Annotated in this window: 14 protein-coding genes; 13 read left to right on the plus strand and 1 reads right to left on the minus strand. The window is 68.0% G+C overall.

Features of this window, described 5'->3' with window-relative positions; translation table 11 throughout:
* Positions 1-2 precede the first annotated feature (2 nt).
* From dapB to gshB, 13 genes are all read left to right on the plus strand, one after another.
* The gene (dapB, locus tag LZ009_RS23295) at positions 3-848 is read left to right on the plus strand and encodes a 4-hydroxy-tetrahydrodipicolinate reductase (protein WP_275700451.1); all 846 of its coding nucleotides are present in this window, start codon (positions 3-5) and stop codon (positions 846-848) included.
* Positions 845-1,504 (plus strand): MotA/TolQ/ExbB proton channel family protein, encoded by a 660-nt coding sequence (locus LZ009_RS23300; protein WP_275700389.1) that lies wholly within the window; start codon positions 845-847, stop codon positions 1,502-1,504. Before dapB ends, LZ009_RS23300 begins: the two co-directional genes overlap by 4 nt.
* Position 1,505: 1 nt before the next feature.
* Positions 1,506-1,925, plus strand: a complete 420-nt coding sequence (locus LZ009_RS23305) for an ExbD/TolR family protein (protein WP_275700390.1) — start codon at positions 1,506-1,508, stop codon at positions 1,923-1,925.
* Between the two features lie 94 nt (positions 1,926-2,019).
* A complete protein-coding gene (leuS, locus tag LZ009_RS23310) occupies positions 2,020-4,635 on the plus strand; it encodes a leucine--tRNA ligase (protein WP_275700391.1) in 2,616 nt (871 codons plus the stop codon).
* Positions 4,632-5,192, plus strand: coding sequence for an LPS-assembly lipoprotein LptE (locus LZ009_RS23315; protein WP_275700392.1), 561 nt, complete (start codon positions 4,632-4,634; stop codon positions 5,190-5,192). Before leuS ends, LZ009_RS23315 begins: the two co-directional genes overlap by 4 nt.
* Before the next feature lie 161 nt (positions 5,193-5,353).
* Entirely contained in the window at positions 5,354-6,637 is a 1,284-nt protein-coding gene (gene rocD / locus LZ009_RS23320; RefSeq protein ID WP_275700393.1) for an ornithine--oxo-acid transaminase, read from the plus strand.
* A 57-nt stretch (positions 6,638-6,694) separates the two neighbouring features.
* Entirely contained in the window at positions 6,695-7,765 is a 1,071-nt protein-coding gene (holA, locus tag LZ009_RS23325) for a DNA polymerase III subunit delta (RefSeq protein ID WP_275700394.1), read from the plus strand.
* Positions 7,766-7,773: 8 nt separating this feature from the next.
* Positions 7,774-9,054, plus strand: coding sequence for a glutamate-5-semialdehyde dehydrogenase (locus tag LZ009_RS23330; protein ID WP_275700395.1), 1,281 nt, complete (start codon positions 7,774-7,776; stop codon positions 9,052-9,054).
* A 71-nt stretch (positions 9,055-9,125) separates the two neighbouring features.
* A complete protein-coding gene (gene gshA / locus LZ009_RS23335) occupies positions 9,126-10,421 on the plus strand; it encodes a glutamate--cysteine ligase (RefSeq protein WP_275700396.1) in 1,296 nt (431 codons plus the stop codon).
* Between the two features lie 119 nt (positions 10,422-10,540).
* Positions 10,541-12,409: a potassium transporter Kup gene (locus LZ009_RS23340; protein ID WP_275700397.1), complete on the plus strand. Its 1,869-nt coding sequence runs from the start codon at positions 10,541-10,543 to the stop codon at positions 12,407-12,409.
* Between the two features lie 32 nt (positions 12,410-12,441).
* Positions 12,442-13,311 carry an SDR family NAD(P)-dependent oxidoreductase gene (locus tag LZ009_RS23345; RefSeq protein ID WP_275700398.1) on the plus strand — a complete coding sequence of 290 codons (870 nt, stop codon included), beginning with the start codon at positions 12,442-12,444 and terminating at the stop codon, positions 13,309-13,311.
* 5 nt (positions 13,312-13,316) lie between these two features.
* Entirely contained in the window at positions 13,317-14,816 is a 1,500-nt protein-coding gene (locus LZ009_RS23350) for a flavin-containing monooxygenase (protein ID WP_275700399.1), read from the plus strand.
* Positions 14,817-14,822: 6 nt separating this feature from the next.
* Entirely contained in the window at positions 14,823-15,773 is a 951-nt protein-coding gene (gshB, locus tag LZ009_RS23355) for a glutathione synthase (RefSeq protein ID WP_275700400.1), read from the plus strand.
* A 3-nt stretch (positions 15,774-15,776) separates the two neighbouring features.
* On the opposite strand, the gene LZ009_RS23360 is transcribed toward gshB, so the two are convergent.
* A complete protein-coding gene (locus tag LZ009_RS23360) occupies positions 15,777-17,615 on the minus strand; it encodes a S9 family peptidase (RefSeq protein WP_275700401.1) in 1,839 nt (612 codons plus the stop codon).
* Positions 17,616-17,643: the final 28 nt, after the last annotated feature.

Genomic DNA, 17,643 nt, shown 5'->3' on the forward strand with positions numbered 1-17,643 from the left:
CCATGACCGGCGCGGTGCAACCCCCGGCCGCCGATCCGGCGCAGCACCGCGTGGCGGTGGCCGGCGCCAGCGGCCGCATGGGCCACATGCTGATCGAGGCGATCCGTGCCTCCGACGACTGCCTGCTGGCCGGCGCGCTCGACGTCGCCTCCAGCCCCGCGATCGGGAACGATGCCGCCGCCTTCCTCGGCCACGCCAGCGGCGTGCCGGTGACGGCCGACCTGCGTGCCGGGCTCGAGCGTGCGCAGGTGCTGATCGACTTCACCCGGCCCGAGGGCACCGTGGCGCACGTCAAGGCCTGCCGCGAGCTGGGCGTGAAGGCGGTGATCGGCACCACCGGCCTGACCGACGCGCACAAGCGCGAGATCGAGGCCGCCGCGCGCGACATCGCGATCATGCTGGCGCCCAACATGAGCGTGGGCGTCAACGTCACCATGAAGCTGCTGGAGATGGCGGCCAAGGCGCTGTCCACCGGCTACGACATCGAAATCATCGAGGCGCACCACCGGCACAAGGTCGATGCGCCCTCGGGCACGGCGCTCAAGATGGGCGAGGTGATCGCCGAGGCGCTGGGCCGCGACCTGAAGAAGGTGGGCGTGTTCTCCCGCGAAGGCGTCACCGGCGAGCGCGACCCGTCGTCGATCGGTTTTTCCGCGATCCGCGGCGGCGACATCGTCGGCGACCACACCGTGCTGTTCGCCGGCACCGGCGAGCGCATCGAGATCACCCACAAGTCGGCCAGCCGCGCCACCTACGCCCAGGGCAGCCTGCGCGCGGTGCGCTTCCTCGCCGGACAGGAAAAGGGCCTGTTCGACATGTTCGACGTTCTGGGCTTGCGCGACGCATGAGCCTGCTGCAGCTGTTCCATCAGGGCGACGCCGTCACCCAGGTGGTGGCACTGTTGCTGCTGGCGATGTCGGTCTCCAGCTGGGTCGTGATCCTGTGGAAGGGCTGGCTGCTCAAGCGCGCCACGCTCGACGTCGCGCGCAGCACCGCCGCCTTCTGGCAGGCCGGCTCGCTGGCCGACGCGCAGCAGAAGGTCGGCGCCTTCGATCGCGAGGCGCTGGTGCTGCCGCTGATCACCGCCACCCAGCAGCAGCCCGCGGGTTCGCTCGCCGCCGCCGCTGACAAGTCGCAACAACTCACGCGCGTCCTGCGCGACGCGCTCCATGCCGTGCTGGCCAAGCTGCAGTTCGGCCAGGTGCTGCTGGCGACCGTGGGCTCGACAGCGCCTTTCGTCGGCCTGCTCGGCACGGTCTGGGGCATCTACCACGCGCTGACCGGCATTGCCGGCTCCGGCCAGATCAGCATCGACAAGGTGTCCGGCCCGGTGGGCGAAGCGCTGATCATGACGGCGGCCGGCTTGGCCGTCGCCATCCCGGCCGTGCTCGGCTACAACATCTACGGCCGCCTGATCGGCCGCATCGAGGCCGACCTCGAAGGCTTCGCCCGCGACCTGCGCGAGCTGCTGACGCATTCCGCCCCGCCGGTGGTGGGCAGCTGACATGGCTTTCGGCCGGCTCGAGCGCACCGTCGGCGAGCCGCCGATGAGCGAGATCAACGTCACGCCGCTGGTGGACGTGATGCTGGTGCTGGTGGTCATCTTCATCATCACCGCGCCGCTGCTGGCCAGCTCGATCCGGCTCGACCTGCCCAAGGCCGAGGGGACCCAGTCGTCGGAGGCGCCGCGCTTCGTCACCGTTGTGGTCGACGCCCAGGGCGCCCTGTTCCTGAACGACCAGCCGGTCACGTCCGCCCAGCTGGCCGAGCAGCTCGCCGCCACCGGGAAGAAGAACCCCGACACCGAAATCCAGCTGCGCGCCGACCAGGGCGTGCCCTACGGCAAGGTGGTGGAAGTGATGGGCGCCGCGCAGAAGGCCGGCCTGTCGCGGATCGGGTTCGTGGCGGAGCCGGCGAAGCAATAAGGGGCTGGAGGCTGGAGGCTAGGGAATGGCCGTAATGGCTGAATCTTCACCCTAGCCTCTAGCCTCCAGCCTCTAGCACCTAGAATTTCCCACCATGGACGACAAGTACAACCACCTCGCGGTGGAAAAGGCCGCGCAGGCCGAATGGACTGCGCGCGATGCCTATCGCGTGACCGAGGACGCGCGCAAGAAGAAGTTCTACGCCTGCTCCATGCTGCCTTACCCCTCGGGCAAGCTGCACATGGGCCACGTGCGCAACTACACGATCAACGACATGCTCACGCGCTACCTGCGCATGAACGGCTACAACGTGCTGATGCCCATGGGCTGGGACGCCTTCGGCCTGCCGGCGGAGAACGCGGCGATGAAGAACGGCGTGCCGCCGGCCAAGTGGACCTACGACAACATCGCGTACATGAAGCGCCAGATGCAGTCCATCGGCCTGGCCTTCGACTGGTCGCGCGAGATCGCCACCTGCGACCCCAGCTACTACAAGTGGAACCAGTGGATGTTCCTGAAGATGCTGGAGAAGGGCATCGCCTACCGCAAGACCCAGGTCGTGAACTGGGACCCGGTGGACATGACCGTGCTGGCCAACGAGCAGGTGATCGACGGCAAGGGCTGGCGCACGGGCGCCGTCGTCGAGAAGCGCGAGATCCCCGGCTACTACCTGAAGATCACCGACTACGCCGAAGAACTGCTGGACCACGTGCAGCACAAGCTCTCCGGCTGGCCGGAGCGCGTGAAGCTGATGCAGGAGAACTGGATCGGCCGCAGCGAAGGCGTGCGCTTCGCCTTCACGCACGACATCCAGGGCGAGGACGGCAAGTTGATCGGCGACGGCCGCATGTACGTCTTCACGACGCGCGCCGACACCATCATGGGCGTCACCTTCTGCGCGGTGGCCCCGGAGCACCCGCTGGCGACGCACGCGGCGAAAAGCAATCCCAAGCTCGCGGCCTTCATCGAGGACTGCAAGAAGGGCGGCACCACCGAAGCAGAACTGGCCTTGCGCGAGAAGGAAGGCATGCCCACCGGCCTGAAGGTGACGCATCCGCTCACGCACGAGCCGGTCGACCTGTGGGTGGGCAACTACGTGCTGATGTCGTACGGCGACGGCGCCGTGATGGGCGTGCCCGGCCACGACGAGCGCGACTTCGCGTTCGCGCTGAAGTACGGCCTGCCGATCGTGCAGGTGATCGACGTCGACGGCCAGCACTACGACTACCACCGCTGGCAGGAGTGGTATGCCGACAAGGAAAGCGGCGTCACCATCAACTCCGACATCTTCAGCGGCTTCAACCACAAGGACGCCGTCAACGCGGTGGCGCACCAGCTGCAGCTGAAGGGCCTGGGCGAGAAGAAGACCACCTGGCGCCTGCGCGACTGGGGCGTGAGCCGCCAGCGCTACTGGGGCACGCCGATCCCGATCATCCACTGCGACGTGCACGGCGCGGTGCCAGTGCCGGAGAAGGACCTCCCGGTGGTGCTGCCGCAGGACTGCGTGCCCGACGGCAGCGGCAACCCGCTGAACAAGCGCGAGGACTTCCTCGCCTGCAAGTGCCCGGTGTGCGGCAAGGACGCGCGGCGCGAGACCGACACCATGGACACCTTCGTGGATTCGTCCTGGTACTTCATGCGCTACTGCGACCCGAAGAACGAGCAGGCCATGGTGGCCGGCGGCACGCAGTACTGGATGCCGATGGACCAGTACATCGGCGGCATCGAGCACGCGATCCTGCACCTGCTGTACGCGCGCTTCTGGACCAAGGTGATGCGCGACCTCGGGCTGGTGAAGATCGACGAGCCCTTCACCAAGCTGCTGACGCAGGGCATGGTGCTGAACGAGGCCTTCTCGCGCACCACCACCGGCAAGCAGTACTTCTGGGCGCACGAACTGGACATCCAGCGCGACGAGCACTCCAAGGTGATCTCGGCCACCGCCAAGTCCGACGGGCAGCCGGTCACCTACGAGGGCTGGACCACGATGTCCAAGTCCAAGAACAACGGCGTCGACCCGCAGGACCTGATCGAGAAGTACGGCGCCGACACGGCTCGCCTGTACACGATGTTCACCGCGCCGCCGGAAGCGACGCTGGAGTGGAACGACGCCGCGCTGGAAGGCAGCTACCGCTTCCTGCGCCGCGTGTGGAACTTCGGCCACAAGCTGTCGACGGCCAGCACCGCGCCGGCGAAGGCCTACGGCAAGAACGCGCAGGCGCTGCGCCGCGAGATCCACACGGTGCTGCGGCAGGTGGACTACGACTACCAGCGCATGCAGTACAACACCGTGGTCTCGGGCGCGATGAAGATGCTCAACGCGCTGGAGGACTTCAAGGCGGCGGAGGAAGAGGGCGCCGCCGCCGCGCAGCGCGAGGGCTTCGGCATCCTGCTGCGGGCGCTGTACCCGGCCACGCCGCACATCGCGCACACGCTGTGGCAGCAACTGGGCTACGCGCAGGCGCACGGCGACCTGCTCGACGCGCCCTGGCCGAAGGTCGACGAAGGCGCCCTGAAGCAGGACGAGATCGAGCTGGTGCTGCAGGTGAACGGCAAGCACCGCGGCTCGATCCTGGTTCCCGCCGGCGCCGACAAGGCGGCGATCGAGAAGATCGCGCTGGCCAGCGAGGAATACGCCAAGTTCTCCGCCGGCGCCGCGCCGAAGAAAGTCATCATCGTGCCGGGCCGCCTGGTCAACGTGGTCGTATGAAGCGTCGCTCCCTGTTCGCCTTCGCCGCCACCGCGGCCCTTGCCGGCTGCGGCTTCAAGCTGCGGCAGGCCCCGGACTTCGCGTTCGATGCGATCCAGATCAACGGCACGCCCTCGGCGCTGGTCAACGAGCTGCGCCGCAACCTGATCGCCAGCGGCAAGGTGCAGGTGCTGGCGGCCTTGCCGGCCCCGACGACCCTGCCGGCGCCGACCACGATCGCGGCGCCCGAAGCGCCCGCCAGCGCACCGGTGCCGACCGCGGCCGGAGCCGTGGTGCTCGACATGCTCCTGGAGCAGCGCGAGAAGGTGGTGGTGAGCCTGAACGCGTCCGGCCAGGTGCGCGAATTCCAGCTGCGCACGCGCATCAAGTTCAAGCTGCGCACGCCGGGCGGCAAGGAACTGATCCCCGAGACCGAGCTGCTGCAGCACCGTGACATCAGCTTCAACGAATCGGCGGTGCTGTCGAAGGAGTCGGAAGAGTCGCTGCTGTACCGCGACATGCAGACCGACCTGGTGCAGCAGCTCATGCGGCGGCTGGCGGCGATCAAGACGATCTGATCCGGCCTGTCGGACGGCGGGCGCGTGCCGCCTGTCGGCCTGCTGGCACCTTCTGGCTTGGCTGTCCTACGTCCTATGGACGAGCCTGCTGGCAAGCTGCAACCTCCTGTTGCCGCCCCGGTCAAAAGCTGAGGCAGTGCAACGCCGTGATGGGAGCCGCCATGGACGCCAGCAGCAGCAACAAGAACCCCGTTATCGACCATGTCGCGCAGGAGGCACGCTTCGGCGCGCGCAACTACGCACCGGTGCCGGTGGTGGTGGACCACGCGAAGGACTGCCTGGTGTGGGACGTCGACGGGCGCGAATACATCGACATGATGAGCGCGTATTCCGCGGTGAGCCACGGCCACCTGCACCCGCGCATCGTCGCCGCCGCCGAGGCCCAGCTGAAGAAGGTGGCGGTGATGTCCCGCGCCTACTACAGCACCACGCTGGGCCCCTTCGTGCAGAAGCTGAGCGAGGTCACGGGCTTCGAGCGCGTGTTGCCGATGAACACCGGCGCCGAAGCGGTGGAGACGGCGATCAAGTGCGCGCGCCGCTGGGGCCACCGCATCAAGGGCATTCCCGACGGCCAGCAGAAGATCCTGGTGGCGCGCGGCAATTTCCACGGGCGCACCAGCACCATCATCGGCTTCTCCAGCGAGCAGGAATACCGCACCGGCTTCGGCCCTTTCGACGGCGGCTTCCAGCACTTCGACTACGGCGACATGGCCAGCGTGAAGGCCGCCGCCACCGCGAACACCTGCGCCGTGCTGATCGAGCCGATCCAGGGCGAGGCCGGCGTGCTGGTGCCGCCGCCCGGTTTCTTCCAGGAACTGCGCGCCTGGTGCACCGAGAACAACGTGCTGTTGATCGACGATGAAGTCCAGGCCGGCCTGGGCCGCACCGGCAAGTGGTTCGCCTTCCAGCACGAGGGCATCCGGCCCGACGCGCTGATCCTCGGCAAGGCGCTGGGGGCAGGGCTGCTGCCGGTCAGCGCTTTCTGCGCCGACGACAAGGTCATGCAGGTCTTCACGCCCAACAGCCATGGCTCCACCTTCGGCGGCAACGCGCTGGCGGCGGCGGTGGCGCTGGAAGGCCTGAAGGTGCTGGAGGAAGAGAAGCTGATAGAGCAGTGCGCCGAGAAGGGCGAGTACCTGTTCAAGCGGCTGCGCGAGATCCAGTCCGAAGTGGCGCCGCTTATCCGCGGTGTGCGCGGCCGGGGTTTGTGGGTGGGTGTCGACATCGAGCCGTCGTGCACCACGGCGCGCGACCTGGTGGAGCGCCTGGCCAAGGGCGGTGTCCTGTCGAAGGAAACGCACGAGACCGTGATCCGCTTCGCACCGCCGCTGACCATCACCTACGAGTTGATCGACAAGGCCGTCGACATCTTCCGCGGGGTCTGCCAGCAGAAGTACCGCGAGCTGGACCTGGGGCGGAAAACGAACACCGTCCTCCCGGCTTAGGCCGTAACCCGGGGGCGCGGTGGATTCCCGCCGGCGCGGGAATGCCAGAATAGGGCCATGCAGCTCGCGCCCGCCCAGCTTGCCGCCCACCTGCAGCGCGGCCTGAAACCGCTCTACACCTTGCATGGGGACGAGCCGCTCCTGCAGCAGGAAGCGGCCGACGCCATCCGCGCGCTCGCGCGCCAGCAGGGCTACACCGAACGCACCGTGCATACCGTGGCCGGCGCGCACTTCGACTGGAGTGCGGTGCTGGCGGCCGGCGGCTCGCTCTCGCTCTTTGCCGACAAGCAGATCGTCGAAGTGCGCATCCCTTCGGGCAAGCCGGGCAAGGACGGTAGCGCCGCCCTGCAGCAACTGGCCGAACAGGCCGCCGGCAACGATTCGACGCTGACGCTGGTCCTGCTGCCGCGCCTGGATTTCCAGACGAAGAAGTCCGCCTGGTTCGCGGCGCTGGACGGCAACGGCGTGGCGATCGAGCTGCAGCCGGTCGAACGCGGCGCGCTGCCGCAATGGATCGCGCAACGCCTCGCGCAGCAGAACCAGCGCGTCGTCGGCGGCGACGAAGGGCAGCGCACGCTGCAGTTCTTCGCCGATCGGGTCGAAGGCAACCTGCTGGCCGCGCACCAGGAGATCCAGAAGCTGGCGCTGCTGCATCCGGCGGGCGAACTGAATTTCGAGCAGGTCGAAAGCGCGGTGCTGAACGTGGCGCGCTACGACGTCTTCAAGCTGTCGGAAGCGGTGCTGGGCGGGCAGGTGGCGCGGGTGCAGCGCATGCTCGATGGCCTGCAGGCCGAGGGCGAGGCGGAGGTGCTGGTGCACTACACCTTGTCCGAGGACATCCGGGCGCTCAAGCGCGTGAAGGATGCGATGGCTGCCGGCCGCCCGCTGCCCATGGCCTTGCGCGAGCAGCGGGTGTGGGGCGTGAAGGAAAAGCTGTTCGAGCGCGTGCTCCCGCGCCTGACGCCCATCATGCTGGACAACCTGCTGCACGGCGCGCACCTGGTCGACGGCATCGTCAAGGGCCTGAAGGCGCCCGGCTGGCCGGCGGACGGCTGGCAGGCGCTGCACAAGCTGGCCATGGGGTTGTGCCTGGAGTGCGCGGGCAAGCCGGCGGCGGCCCGGGGATAATTGCGCTGATGAACGCGCTGAACATCGCCGAAACCATGCATTCCCTGGGCTTGCAGGCCCGGGAGGCATCGGCGCGGATGGCGGCGGCGCCGGCGGCGCAGAAGGCGCAGGCGCTGCGCGAACTGGCGGCGCTGCTGCGCGCCGGCGGCGAACAGCTGCAGGCCGACAACCGGAAGGACCTGGACCGGGCCACGGCCGCCGGCCTCTCGGCCCCCATGGTCGATCGCCTGAAACTCACGCCCAGGATCCTCGAGACCCTGGCCGTCGGCTGCGAGCAGCTCGCCACCATGCCCGACATCATCGGCGAGGTGATCGGCATGAAGCAGCAGCCCAGCGGCATCCGCGTGGGCCAGATGCGCGTGCCGCTCGGCGTGTTCGGCATGATCTTCGAGAGCCGGCCCAACGTGACCATCGAGGCCGCCAGCCTGTCGATCAAGAGCGGCAATGCCTGCATCCTGCGCGGCGGCTCGGAAGCGATCGAATCCAACAAGGCGCTGGCGCGCCTGGTGCAGCAGGCGCTGCAGCGCGCCGGCCTGCCGCCCGAGGCGGTGCAGCTGGTGCAGACCACCGACCGCGAAGCCGTCGGCCACCTGATCACCATGCCCGAGTACGTCGACGTGGTCATCCCGCGCGGCGGCAAGGGCCTGATCGAGCGCATCAGCCGCGATGCGAAGGTGCCGGTGATCAAGCACCTGGATGGCAACTGCCACACTTACGTCGACGATCCTTGCGACATCGCGATGGCGGTGAAGGTCGCCGACAACGCCAAGACCCAGAAGTACAGCCCTTGCAATGCCAGCGAGGGCCTGCTGGTCGCGCGCGGCGTCGCGCGCGAATTCCTGCCGAAGATCGGCGCGGTGTTCGCGGCCAAGGGCGTGGAGATGCGCTGCGACCCCGAGGCCCGCGCCCTCCTGGCCGAAGTGCCGGGCGCCGACCTGAAGGACGCGACGGAGCAGGATTGGTCCGAGGAATACCTGGCGCCGATCATCAGCGTGAAGGTCGTGGCCGGGGTCGATGAAGCCATCGCCCACATCAACCGCTATTCCTCGCACCACACCGACGCCATCCTCACGCGCGACCACCAGCATGCGCAGCGCTTCCTGCGCGAAGTCGACTCGGCCAGCGTGATGGTGAATGCCAGCACCCGCTTCGCCGACGGCTTCGAATACGGGCTGGGCGCGGAAATCGGCATCAGCACGGACAAGTTCCATGCGCGCGGCCCGGTGGGGCTGGAAGGCCTGACTTCGCTCAAGTGGATCGTTCTGGGCGACGGAGAAATCCGCGGCTGAGCTGTCTTGCAAGCTGCCGGGTTGCCCTCAACTCCTAGAATCGAGTTGAGACCCATAACAACGAGGACCGCATGGTTCCGCACCTCATCACGGCCTTGACCGGCCCCATCAACGAGCTCGAGCAGCGTGTGCTGGACTCGATGCCCGCCATCGAGCGCTGGTTCCGCCTGGAGTGGATGGAGCACACGCCGCCCTTCTACAGCTCGGTCGACATCCGCAATGCCGGCTTCAAGCTGGCCCCGGTGGACACCAACCTGTATCCCGGCGGCTGGAACAACCTCACGCCCGAGATGCTGCCGCTGGCGGTGCAGGCGGCCATGGCGGCGATCGAGAAGATCTGCCCCGAGGCCAAGAACCTGCTGGTCATCCCGGAGAACAACGCCCGCAACACCTTCTACCTGAGCAACGTCGCGCAGCTGCAGCGGATCTTCCAGGCCGCGGGCCTGAACGTGCGGGTGGGTTCCATCGACCCGGCGATCAAGAAGCCGACCAAGGTGGAGCTGCCGACCGGCGAGACCGTGACCGTGGAGCCGGTGGTGCGCAGCAAGCGGCGCCTGGGGCTGAAGAACTTCGACCCCTGCACCATCCTGCTGAACAACGACCTGTCGCTGGGCGCGCCGGGCATCCTGGAGGACCTGCACGAGCAGTACCTGCTGCCGCCGCTGCACGCCGGCTGGTCGGTGCGGCGCAAGAGCCGCCACTTCCAGAGCTACGAGGAAGTGGCCAAGCGTCTGGGCAAGCTGCTGGGCATCGACCCGTGGCTGATCAACCCCATGTTCAACAAGTGTGGCGAGGTCGACTTCTCGCAGGAGCAGGGCCTGGACTGCCTGCGCACCAACGTCGACGCGCTGCTGGCGAAGATCCGCAAGAAGTACAAGGAATACGGCATCAACGAGAAGCCCTTCGTGATCGTCAAGGCCGACAACGGCACCTACGGCATGGGCATCATGACCGTGCGCGACACCAAGGACCTCGACCAGCTGAGCGAGCGGACCAAGGCCAAGATGGGCGCGTCCAAGGACGGCCGCCAGGTGCACGACCTGATCATCCAGGAAGGCGTGCTGACGGCCGAGCGGATCAACGAGGCCGTGGCCGAACCCGTGGTCTACATGATGGACCGCTATGTGGTTGGCGGCTTCTACCGCGTCCATGCCGAGCGCGGCGACGACGAAAACCTGAACATCCCGGGCGCCAGCTACGTGCCATTGGCTTTCGCGGAGAGTACGCGCTTACCGCAACCGGGCCAGAAGCCGGGCGCCAGCGCCCCGAACCGCTTCTACATGTACGGCGTGATCGGCCGGCTGGCCATGCTGGCGGCCAGCTACGAGCTGGAAGCGACGGACCCGGAAGCCGAGGTCTACGAATAGGGGCGCCAGCCCAGTTGCTGCGCTGCAACAAGTCGTTTCCGGCGAGCCCGGCAGGCGCACAATAGCCCTCCCAAAGTTCAAGACCCCGCCGGCCGCAGCAGGCCGGGACGGGGCTGTTCGTGCAGAACTCGAAATCCTCGCTTGCGGCGCTCACCCTTGGCGCCATCGGTGTCGTCTACGGTGACATCGGCACCAGCGTCCTCTATGCCGTGAAGGAAGTCTTCGGCTCGGGGCACGTGGAATTCACCCCGGCCAACGTCTACGGCGTGCTGTCCATCTTCTTCTGGACGCTCACCGTCATCGTTTCCATCAAGTACGTGCTGCTGGTCCTGCGCGCCGACAACAACGGCGAGGGCGGCCTGATCGCCATGCTGGCGCTGGCCTCGCAGGCGGTGCGCGACAAGCCGCGGCTGCGCAAGGTGCTGCTGGCGGTGGGCATCTTCGGCACCTCGCTGTTCTACGGCGACGGCGTCATCACCCCGGCCATCTCGGTGCTGTCGGCGGTGGAAGGCCTGAAGGTGGTGTCGCCCCACCTCGAGGAATACGTCATCCCGCTCACGCTGTTCGTGCTGCTGGCGCTGTTCATGGTGCAGAAGCGCGGCACCGGCGGCATCGGCCGCTTCTTCGGGCCGCTGACGCTGGTGTGGTTCGTCACGATCTCGGTGCTGGGTGTGTCGCACATCCTGACGCACCCGGAGATCCTGCTGGCGATCAATCCGCTCCACGCGCTGCGCTTCATGTTCCACAACCCGGGCACGACCTTCATCATCCTGGGTGCCGTGGTGCTGTGCGTGACCGGTGCCGAGGCGCTGTATGCCGACCTGGGCCACTTCGGCAAGAAGCCGATCCGCCTCGCCTGGTTCAGCGTGGTGATGCCGGCGCTGACGCTCAACTACTTCGGCCAGGGCGCGCTGCTGCTGGCGCGGCCGGAAGCGGTGAAGAACCCTTTCTTCATGATGGCGCCCGAGTGGGCGACCCTGCCGCTGGTGGTGCTGGCCACCATCGCCACGGTGATCGCCTCGCAGGCGCTGATCACCGGCGCCTTCAGCGTGACCAAGCAGGCGGTGCAACTGGGCTACCTGCCGCGCCTGACGGTGCAGCACACCAGCGTGCGCGACACCGGGCAGATCTACCTGCCGGCGGTGAACTGGTGCCTGTTCGTGGCCATCGTGATCGCGGTGGTGATGTTCCGCTCCTCCAGCAACCTGGCCTCCGCCTACGGCATCGCCGTGACGCTGGACATGCTGATCACCACGACGCTCACCTTCTTCGTCATCCGCTACGGCTGGAAATACCCGCTCGCGCTGTGCGTCCTGGCCACCGGCTGGTTCTTCCTGGTCGACATCACCTTCTTCGCCTCCAACCTGCTCAAGCTGGTGGACGGCGGCTGGTTCCCGCTGCTGATCGGCGGCATGGTGTTCACGCTGATGATGACGTGGAAGCGCGGGCGCGAGATCCTGAACGAGAAGCTGCGCACCGACGCCATCGACCTGAAAAGCTTCCTCGAGTCGGTCTTTGCCGCGCCGCCGCTGCGCGTGCCCGGCACGGCGGTCTTCCTCACGGCGGAACCCGGCACGGTGCCCAACGCCATGCTGCACAACCTGAAGCACAACAAGGTGCTGCACGAGCACAACCTGTTCGTCACGGTGCGCAACCACGAGGTGCCGTGGGTCGGGCTGGAGAAGCGCGCCGAGATCGAGTCGCTCGGGCACGACTGCTGGCAGGTGATGCTGCACTACGGCTTCAAGAACGACCCGGACGTGCCGCGCGCGCTGGAGCACGTGCGCACCCGCGGCTGCGACCTGGATCCGATGACCACCAGCTACTTCCTCTCGCGCGACGTGGTGGTGCCCACCATCGGCAGCGGCATGGCGCAGTGGCGCGAGAAGCTGTTCGCGCAGATGCACCACAACGCCGGCGCGGCGGCGGAATTCCTGAACCTTCCGAGCAACTCGGTGGTGGAACTGGGCTCCAAAGTCGAGATCTAGCGCAGCCGGGCAATTGCCGGTACGCTGGCCGGATGAACACATTCGACGGCAAGGTGGCGGCCATCACCGGCGCCGGCTCGGGCATCGGCCGCGCGCTGGCCATCGCGCTGGCCCAACGCGGCGCCGCGCTGGCCTTGTCCGATGTCGATGCGGCCGGCCTGCAGGAAACCGTGGCCCTGCTGCCCGCCGGCGCCCGGCGCTGCACCACCGCGATCGTCGACGTTGCCAACCGCGACGCCGTCTTCGCCTGGGCCGAGGCCTGCCGGACCGAGCATGGCCAGGTCAACCTGCTGTTCAACAACGCCGGCGTGGCGCTCGCGGCGATGGCCGAGACCGCGCGGCTGGCCGACGTCGAATGGCTGATGAACATCAACTTCTGGGGCGTGGTCCACGGCACCCAGGCCTTCCTGCCGCACCTTCGCTCCAGCGGTGACGGCCACATCGTCAACATCTCCAGCGCCTTCGGCCTGCTCGCCATGCCGACCCAGTCGGCCTACAACGCGGCGAAGTTCGCGGTGCGTGGCTACACCGAGGCGCTGCGCATGGAACTGGAGCTGCAGCGCGCGCCGGTCAGCGCCACCTGCGTGATGCCGGGCGGCATCGCCACGCGCATCGTTGGCAAGCAGCGCATCGCGCCCGACGTCGAAGGCTTCAGCGGACTCGACCTCGCCAGCTTCCGCGCCCGCGGTGAGCACATGATCCAGCGCACGCCGCCGCCGGAAGCGGCCCGGCAGATCCTGGCGGGCGTGCAGCGCAACGCGCGGCGCGTGCTGGTCGGGCGCGATGCCCGCATGGCCGACCTGCTGGTGCGGCTGCTCGGCCCCGCCTACCAGGCATTGGTGATCGGCGGCGCCCGCCAGGCCCGTCGCCGCGCGGAACAGCGGCGCCAAGCGCAGGCGTGAACGCGATGGGGGAACTCGACGTCCTCATCGTCGGCGCCGGGCTCTCGGGCATCGCGGCGGCCTGGCACCTGCAGGCGAAGTGCCCCGATCGCAGCTTCGCCCTGCTGGAAGCGCGCGACGCGATCGGCGGCACCTGGGACCTGTTCCGCTATCCCGGCATCCGCTCGGATTCCGACATGTTCACGCTCGGCTACGGCTTCCGCCCGTGGATCAGCGAGCGCGCGATCGCACCCGGCCCGGCGATCCGCGAGTACGTGCGCGAGACGGCGCGCGTGCATGGCATCGACAGGCACATCCGCTTCGGCCACCGGGTGACGGCGGCTGCGTGGAACACGCAGGAGGCGCGCTGGACGGTCACCGTCGCCACCGCCGCCGGCGAGCAGCAGCTGCGCTGCCGCTTCCTGTTCTTCTGCAGCGGCTACTACGACTACGCGCAAGGCCATGCGCCGGCCTTTCCGGGGCAGGAGGCCTTCGGCGGCACCATCGTCCATCCACAGCACTGGCCCGAAGACCTGGACTACGCGGGCAAGCGCGTGGTGGTGATCGGCAGCGGCGCCACCGCGGTGACGCTGGTGCCCGAGATGGCCGCGCGCACCGCGCACATCACCATGCTGCAACGTTCGCCGAGCTGGGTGGTCGCCTTGCCGGCGCGCGACCGGCTCGGCGCCGCCGTGCAGCGGGTGCTGCCGCGGCGCGCGGCGCACACGCTGATCCGCTGGAAGAACATCCTGATCGCGATGGCGCTGTTCCAGTTCGCGCGGCGGCGGCCGCAGTCTTTCCAGCGCCTGCTGCTCGGTGACGCGCGCCGGCGCCTGCCGCAGGGCTTCGACGTCGAGCGCCACCTGCTGCCCCGCTACGCCCCCTGGGACCAGCGCCTGTGCATCATCCCGGACGCCGACCTGTACAAGGCGATCGCGAGCGGAAAGGCCTCCATCGTCACCGACACCATCGAGCGCTTCACCGCCGGCGGTATCCGGCTGGCCAGCGGCGCGGAGCTGCCGGCCGACATCATCGTCAGTGCCACCGGCCTGAAGCTGCAGATGCTGGGCGGCGCGCGCCTCACCGTCGATGGCGAGCCGGTCGACCTGGCGCAGCGCGTGGCCTACCGCGGCGCGATGTGCGAGGGCGTGCCCAACCTGGCGCTGGCGATGGGCTACACCAATGCGTCGTGGACGCTGAAGGCCGAACTGATCGCGCGCTACGTCTGCCGGCTGCTGAACCACATGCGCGCGCACGGCGAGGACTTCTGCGTGCCGGTTCGCAGCGAGGGCGGCGAGGCGACGCGGCCGGCGCTGGACCTGAACTCCGGCTACATCCAGCGCGCGGCGGGCGTGCTGCCGCGGCAGGGGGAGCGCAAGCCGTGGCGGATGCTGCAGAACTACCTGCAGGACATCGTGTCGCTGCGGTTTTCGCGGCTGCGGGATGGGGCGCTGCGGTTCGGGCGGGCGGTCGGTCCGCGGAGCGACCCCACCAATCACGCCGGAACCCGTTTTGTGCAACAGTAGACCGCGATGAACATCCTTTTCGTTGCCGATCCCCTCGAAGCCTTCAAGACCTACAAGGACACCACCTTCTCGATGATGCGGGAGGCGCAGCGCCGCGGCCACCGCATCGCCGCCTGCGAGCCGCGGCACCTGACCTGGAAGTCGGGCGACCTGGTGCATGCCAAGGTGCGCGACATCACGCTGACGGGCAGCGAGGACGACTGGTTCCGCGAGGACCGCAGCGAGGTGCGGCCACTGAAGGACTTCGACGCGGTCCTGATGCGCAAGGACCCGCCCTTCGACAGCGAGTACTTCTACGCCACCCACCTGCTGGAGCAGGCCGAGCGCGAAGGCGCGCGCGTCTTCAACAAGCCGGCGGCGCTGCGCGACCATCCGGAGAAGCTGGCGATCATGGAGTTCCCGCAGTTCGTCAGCCCCACGCTGGTGACGCGGCAGGCCGACGAGGTCAAGCGCTTTCACCAGGAGCACGGCGAGATCATCCTCAAGCCGCTCGACGGCATGGGCGGGATGGGCATCTTCCGCGTCGGCCCCGACGGCCTGAACCTGGGCGCCATCATCGAGACGCTGAACCAGGAAGGCGCGACGACCATCATGGTGCAGAAGTTCGTGAAGGAGATCGCGGCGGGCGACAAGCGCGTGCTGGTGATCGGCGGCAAGGCCGTGCCCTTCAGCCTGGCGCGCATCCCGCAAGGCAGCGAGATCCGCGGCAACCTCGCGGCGGGCGGCAAGGGCGTGGCGCAGCCGCTGTCGGACCGCGACTTCGAGATCGCCGAAGCAATCGGCCCGCGCCTCGCGCAGCGCGGCCTGCTGCTGATCGGCCTGGACGTGATCGGCTCCTGCCTGACCGAGATCAACGTCACCAGCCCCACCTGCTTCCAGGAGATCACGCAGCAGACCGGGTTCGACGTGCCGAAGATGTTCGTGGATGCACTGGAGGCGGCCGTCGCCGCGCGTTGACGCCTAGGGCTTCTCGCCGATGTTCTTCTGCAGGAAGTTCTCCACGCGGGTCCAGAAGTCGACGCGGGTCGACACCAGCCACCAGCCGTGGCCTTCTTCCAGGTATTCCACCCACTCCACGTTGGGGTTGGTCTTCTTCACGGCGTCGCGGATGCGCGTTCCGTGGATGATGGGCACGCGCCGGTCCGCGCCACCATGCGCGAGCAGCAGGGGCTGCTTGATGCTTGCCGCCTGCACCAGGGGCGACGTCGTCTTCAGCTGTTCCGCGTCCTTGGTCTGGTCGCCGACCAGCTCGGGCATGCCGAACAGCATGTAGTTGTTCGACATGTCGCTCCAGATCACGTCGTACATCAGGTTGATGTCGCTGACGCCGGCCCAGGCCACGCCGCACTTGAACAGTTCCGGGTTCTTGACCAGGCCCATCAAGGTTGCATAGCCGCCGTAGCTGGCGCCGGCGATGCAGATGCGATCCGGGTCGGCGAGGCCTTGCGCGACGGCCCACCTGGCGCCGTCCGCGACGTCGTCCTGCATGGCCAGGCCCCATTGCTTGAAGCCCTTGCGGGCATGCGCGAACCCGTAGCCGGTGCTGCCGCGGAATTCCGGTTCGAGCACGAGGTAGCCGCGCGACGCGAGGAATTGCGCGTCGGCGCGCCACTCCCACTCCTCGCGCAGCCAGGGTCCCCCGTGCACCAGCACCACCATCGGCAGCTTGCGGCCCTTGCTGCCCTGCGGGCGGGTCAGCCAGGCTGGAATGGACAGGCCGTCGCGGGCGGCGTAGCGGACCAGGTCCATCGCGGCCATCTGCTTGGGGTCGATCCCGCGCTGGACCGGGCCGATCTCCGTCAGCTTGCCGGTCTCGGTGTTGAACAGCAGGCTGCGGCCGGGGTCCACGTCCGAATAGGCGTAGACGAGCACGACGGGCACTTCGCCGCGCACCGGTGGCGTCAGGAGGTTCACCGTCGCCGGAAGCAGCTTGTCGATCCGCGCCTGCATTGCCTTCATGCGGTCGTCGAACCAGAGGGTCGAGCGTGCATCGCTCAGGTAGCGCACGCCCAGCAGGTGATCCGCGTCCTTGACCAGGTAGCCGTCGAAGTCGAAGTCCTTCATGGTCACCAGCGGCTCGTCGTCCAGCTTGCGCTGCGCCAGGTCGTAGCGGTAGAGGGCCTGCTTGTCGCCCTTGCGCACGGAGACGAACAGCGTGCCGTCCGGCGCGAAGCCCACCGGGTTGATGAATTCCCCGATGTAGAGGTTGGCCGTCTGCAGGACCTCCCATTCCTTCTTCTTCGGGTCCAGGTACTGGAGCGCCCCCTTGTCCTTCTCCGCCGTGAACGCCACGCGCGGGTTGTCGTCGGCATCGATCAGCCAGCTCATCGCGCGGCCCGGGCCGATGATGCCGGTGCCGCGCGCTGTCCGCGTATTGAGGCGCTCGACCCGCACGTTCCAGAACTCGCCGCGCGCGCCCCATTCGCCGTAGCGGACGAAGACGTCGTCGGAGTCCATCCGGCGGGTCGGGGAGTGGTAGCTGCCCCCGTTCAGTTCGCGGTGATCCGTTCCATCGCGTTGAACCGCGCCGTAAAGGCCGCCCGGAACGTAGAACCCATTCCCCGCCGTTTGCGTGTCGGTCAGGTTGTAGACCAGGCGGTCGTCATTCACCCAGGCGAAGAAATTGATGTCGACCTTGGGGTGCCACGCCGCCACCTTGGCCTGCAAGGTGTCCGTCTCCAGCACCACCAGGCGGCGGCGCCCTCCGGGGGGCGTCACGCCGACGGCGACATGGCGGCCGGTCGGCGACAGCTTGGCGCCCGTGAAGGCCCGGTTCTCGAAGAACTTTTCCAGGGGCACCGGAGGCGCGGCGTGGACGAAGCCTCCC

It is taken from the genome of Ramlibacter paludis (genome assembly GCF_022012305.1).
Taxonomy (GTDB): Bacteria; Pseudomonadota; Gammaproteobacteria; order Burkholderiales; family Burkholderiaceae_C; genus Ramlibacter; species Ramlibacter paludis.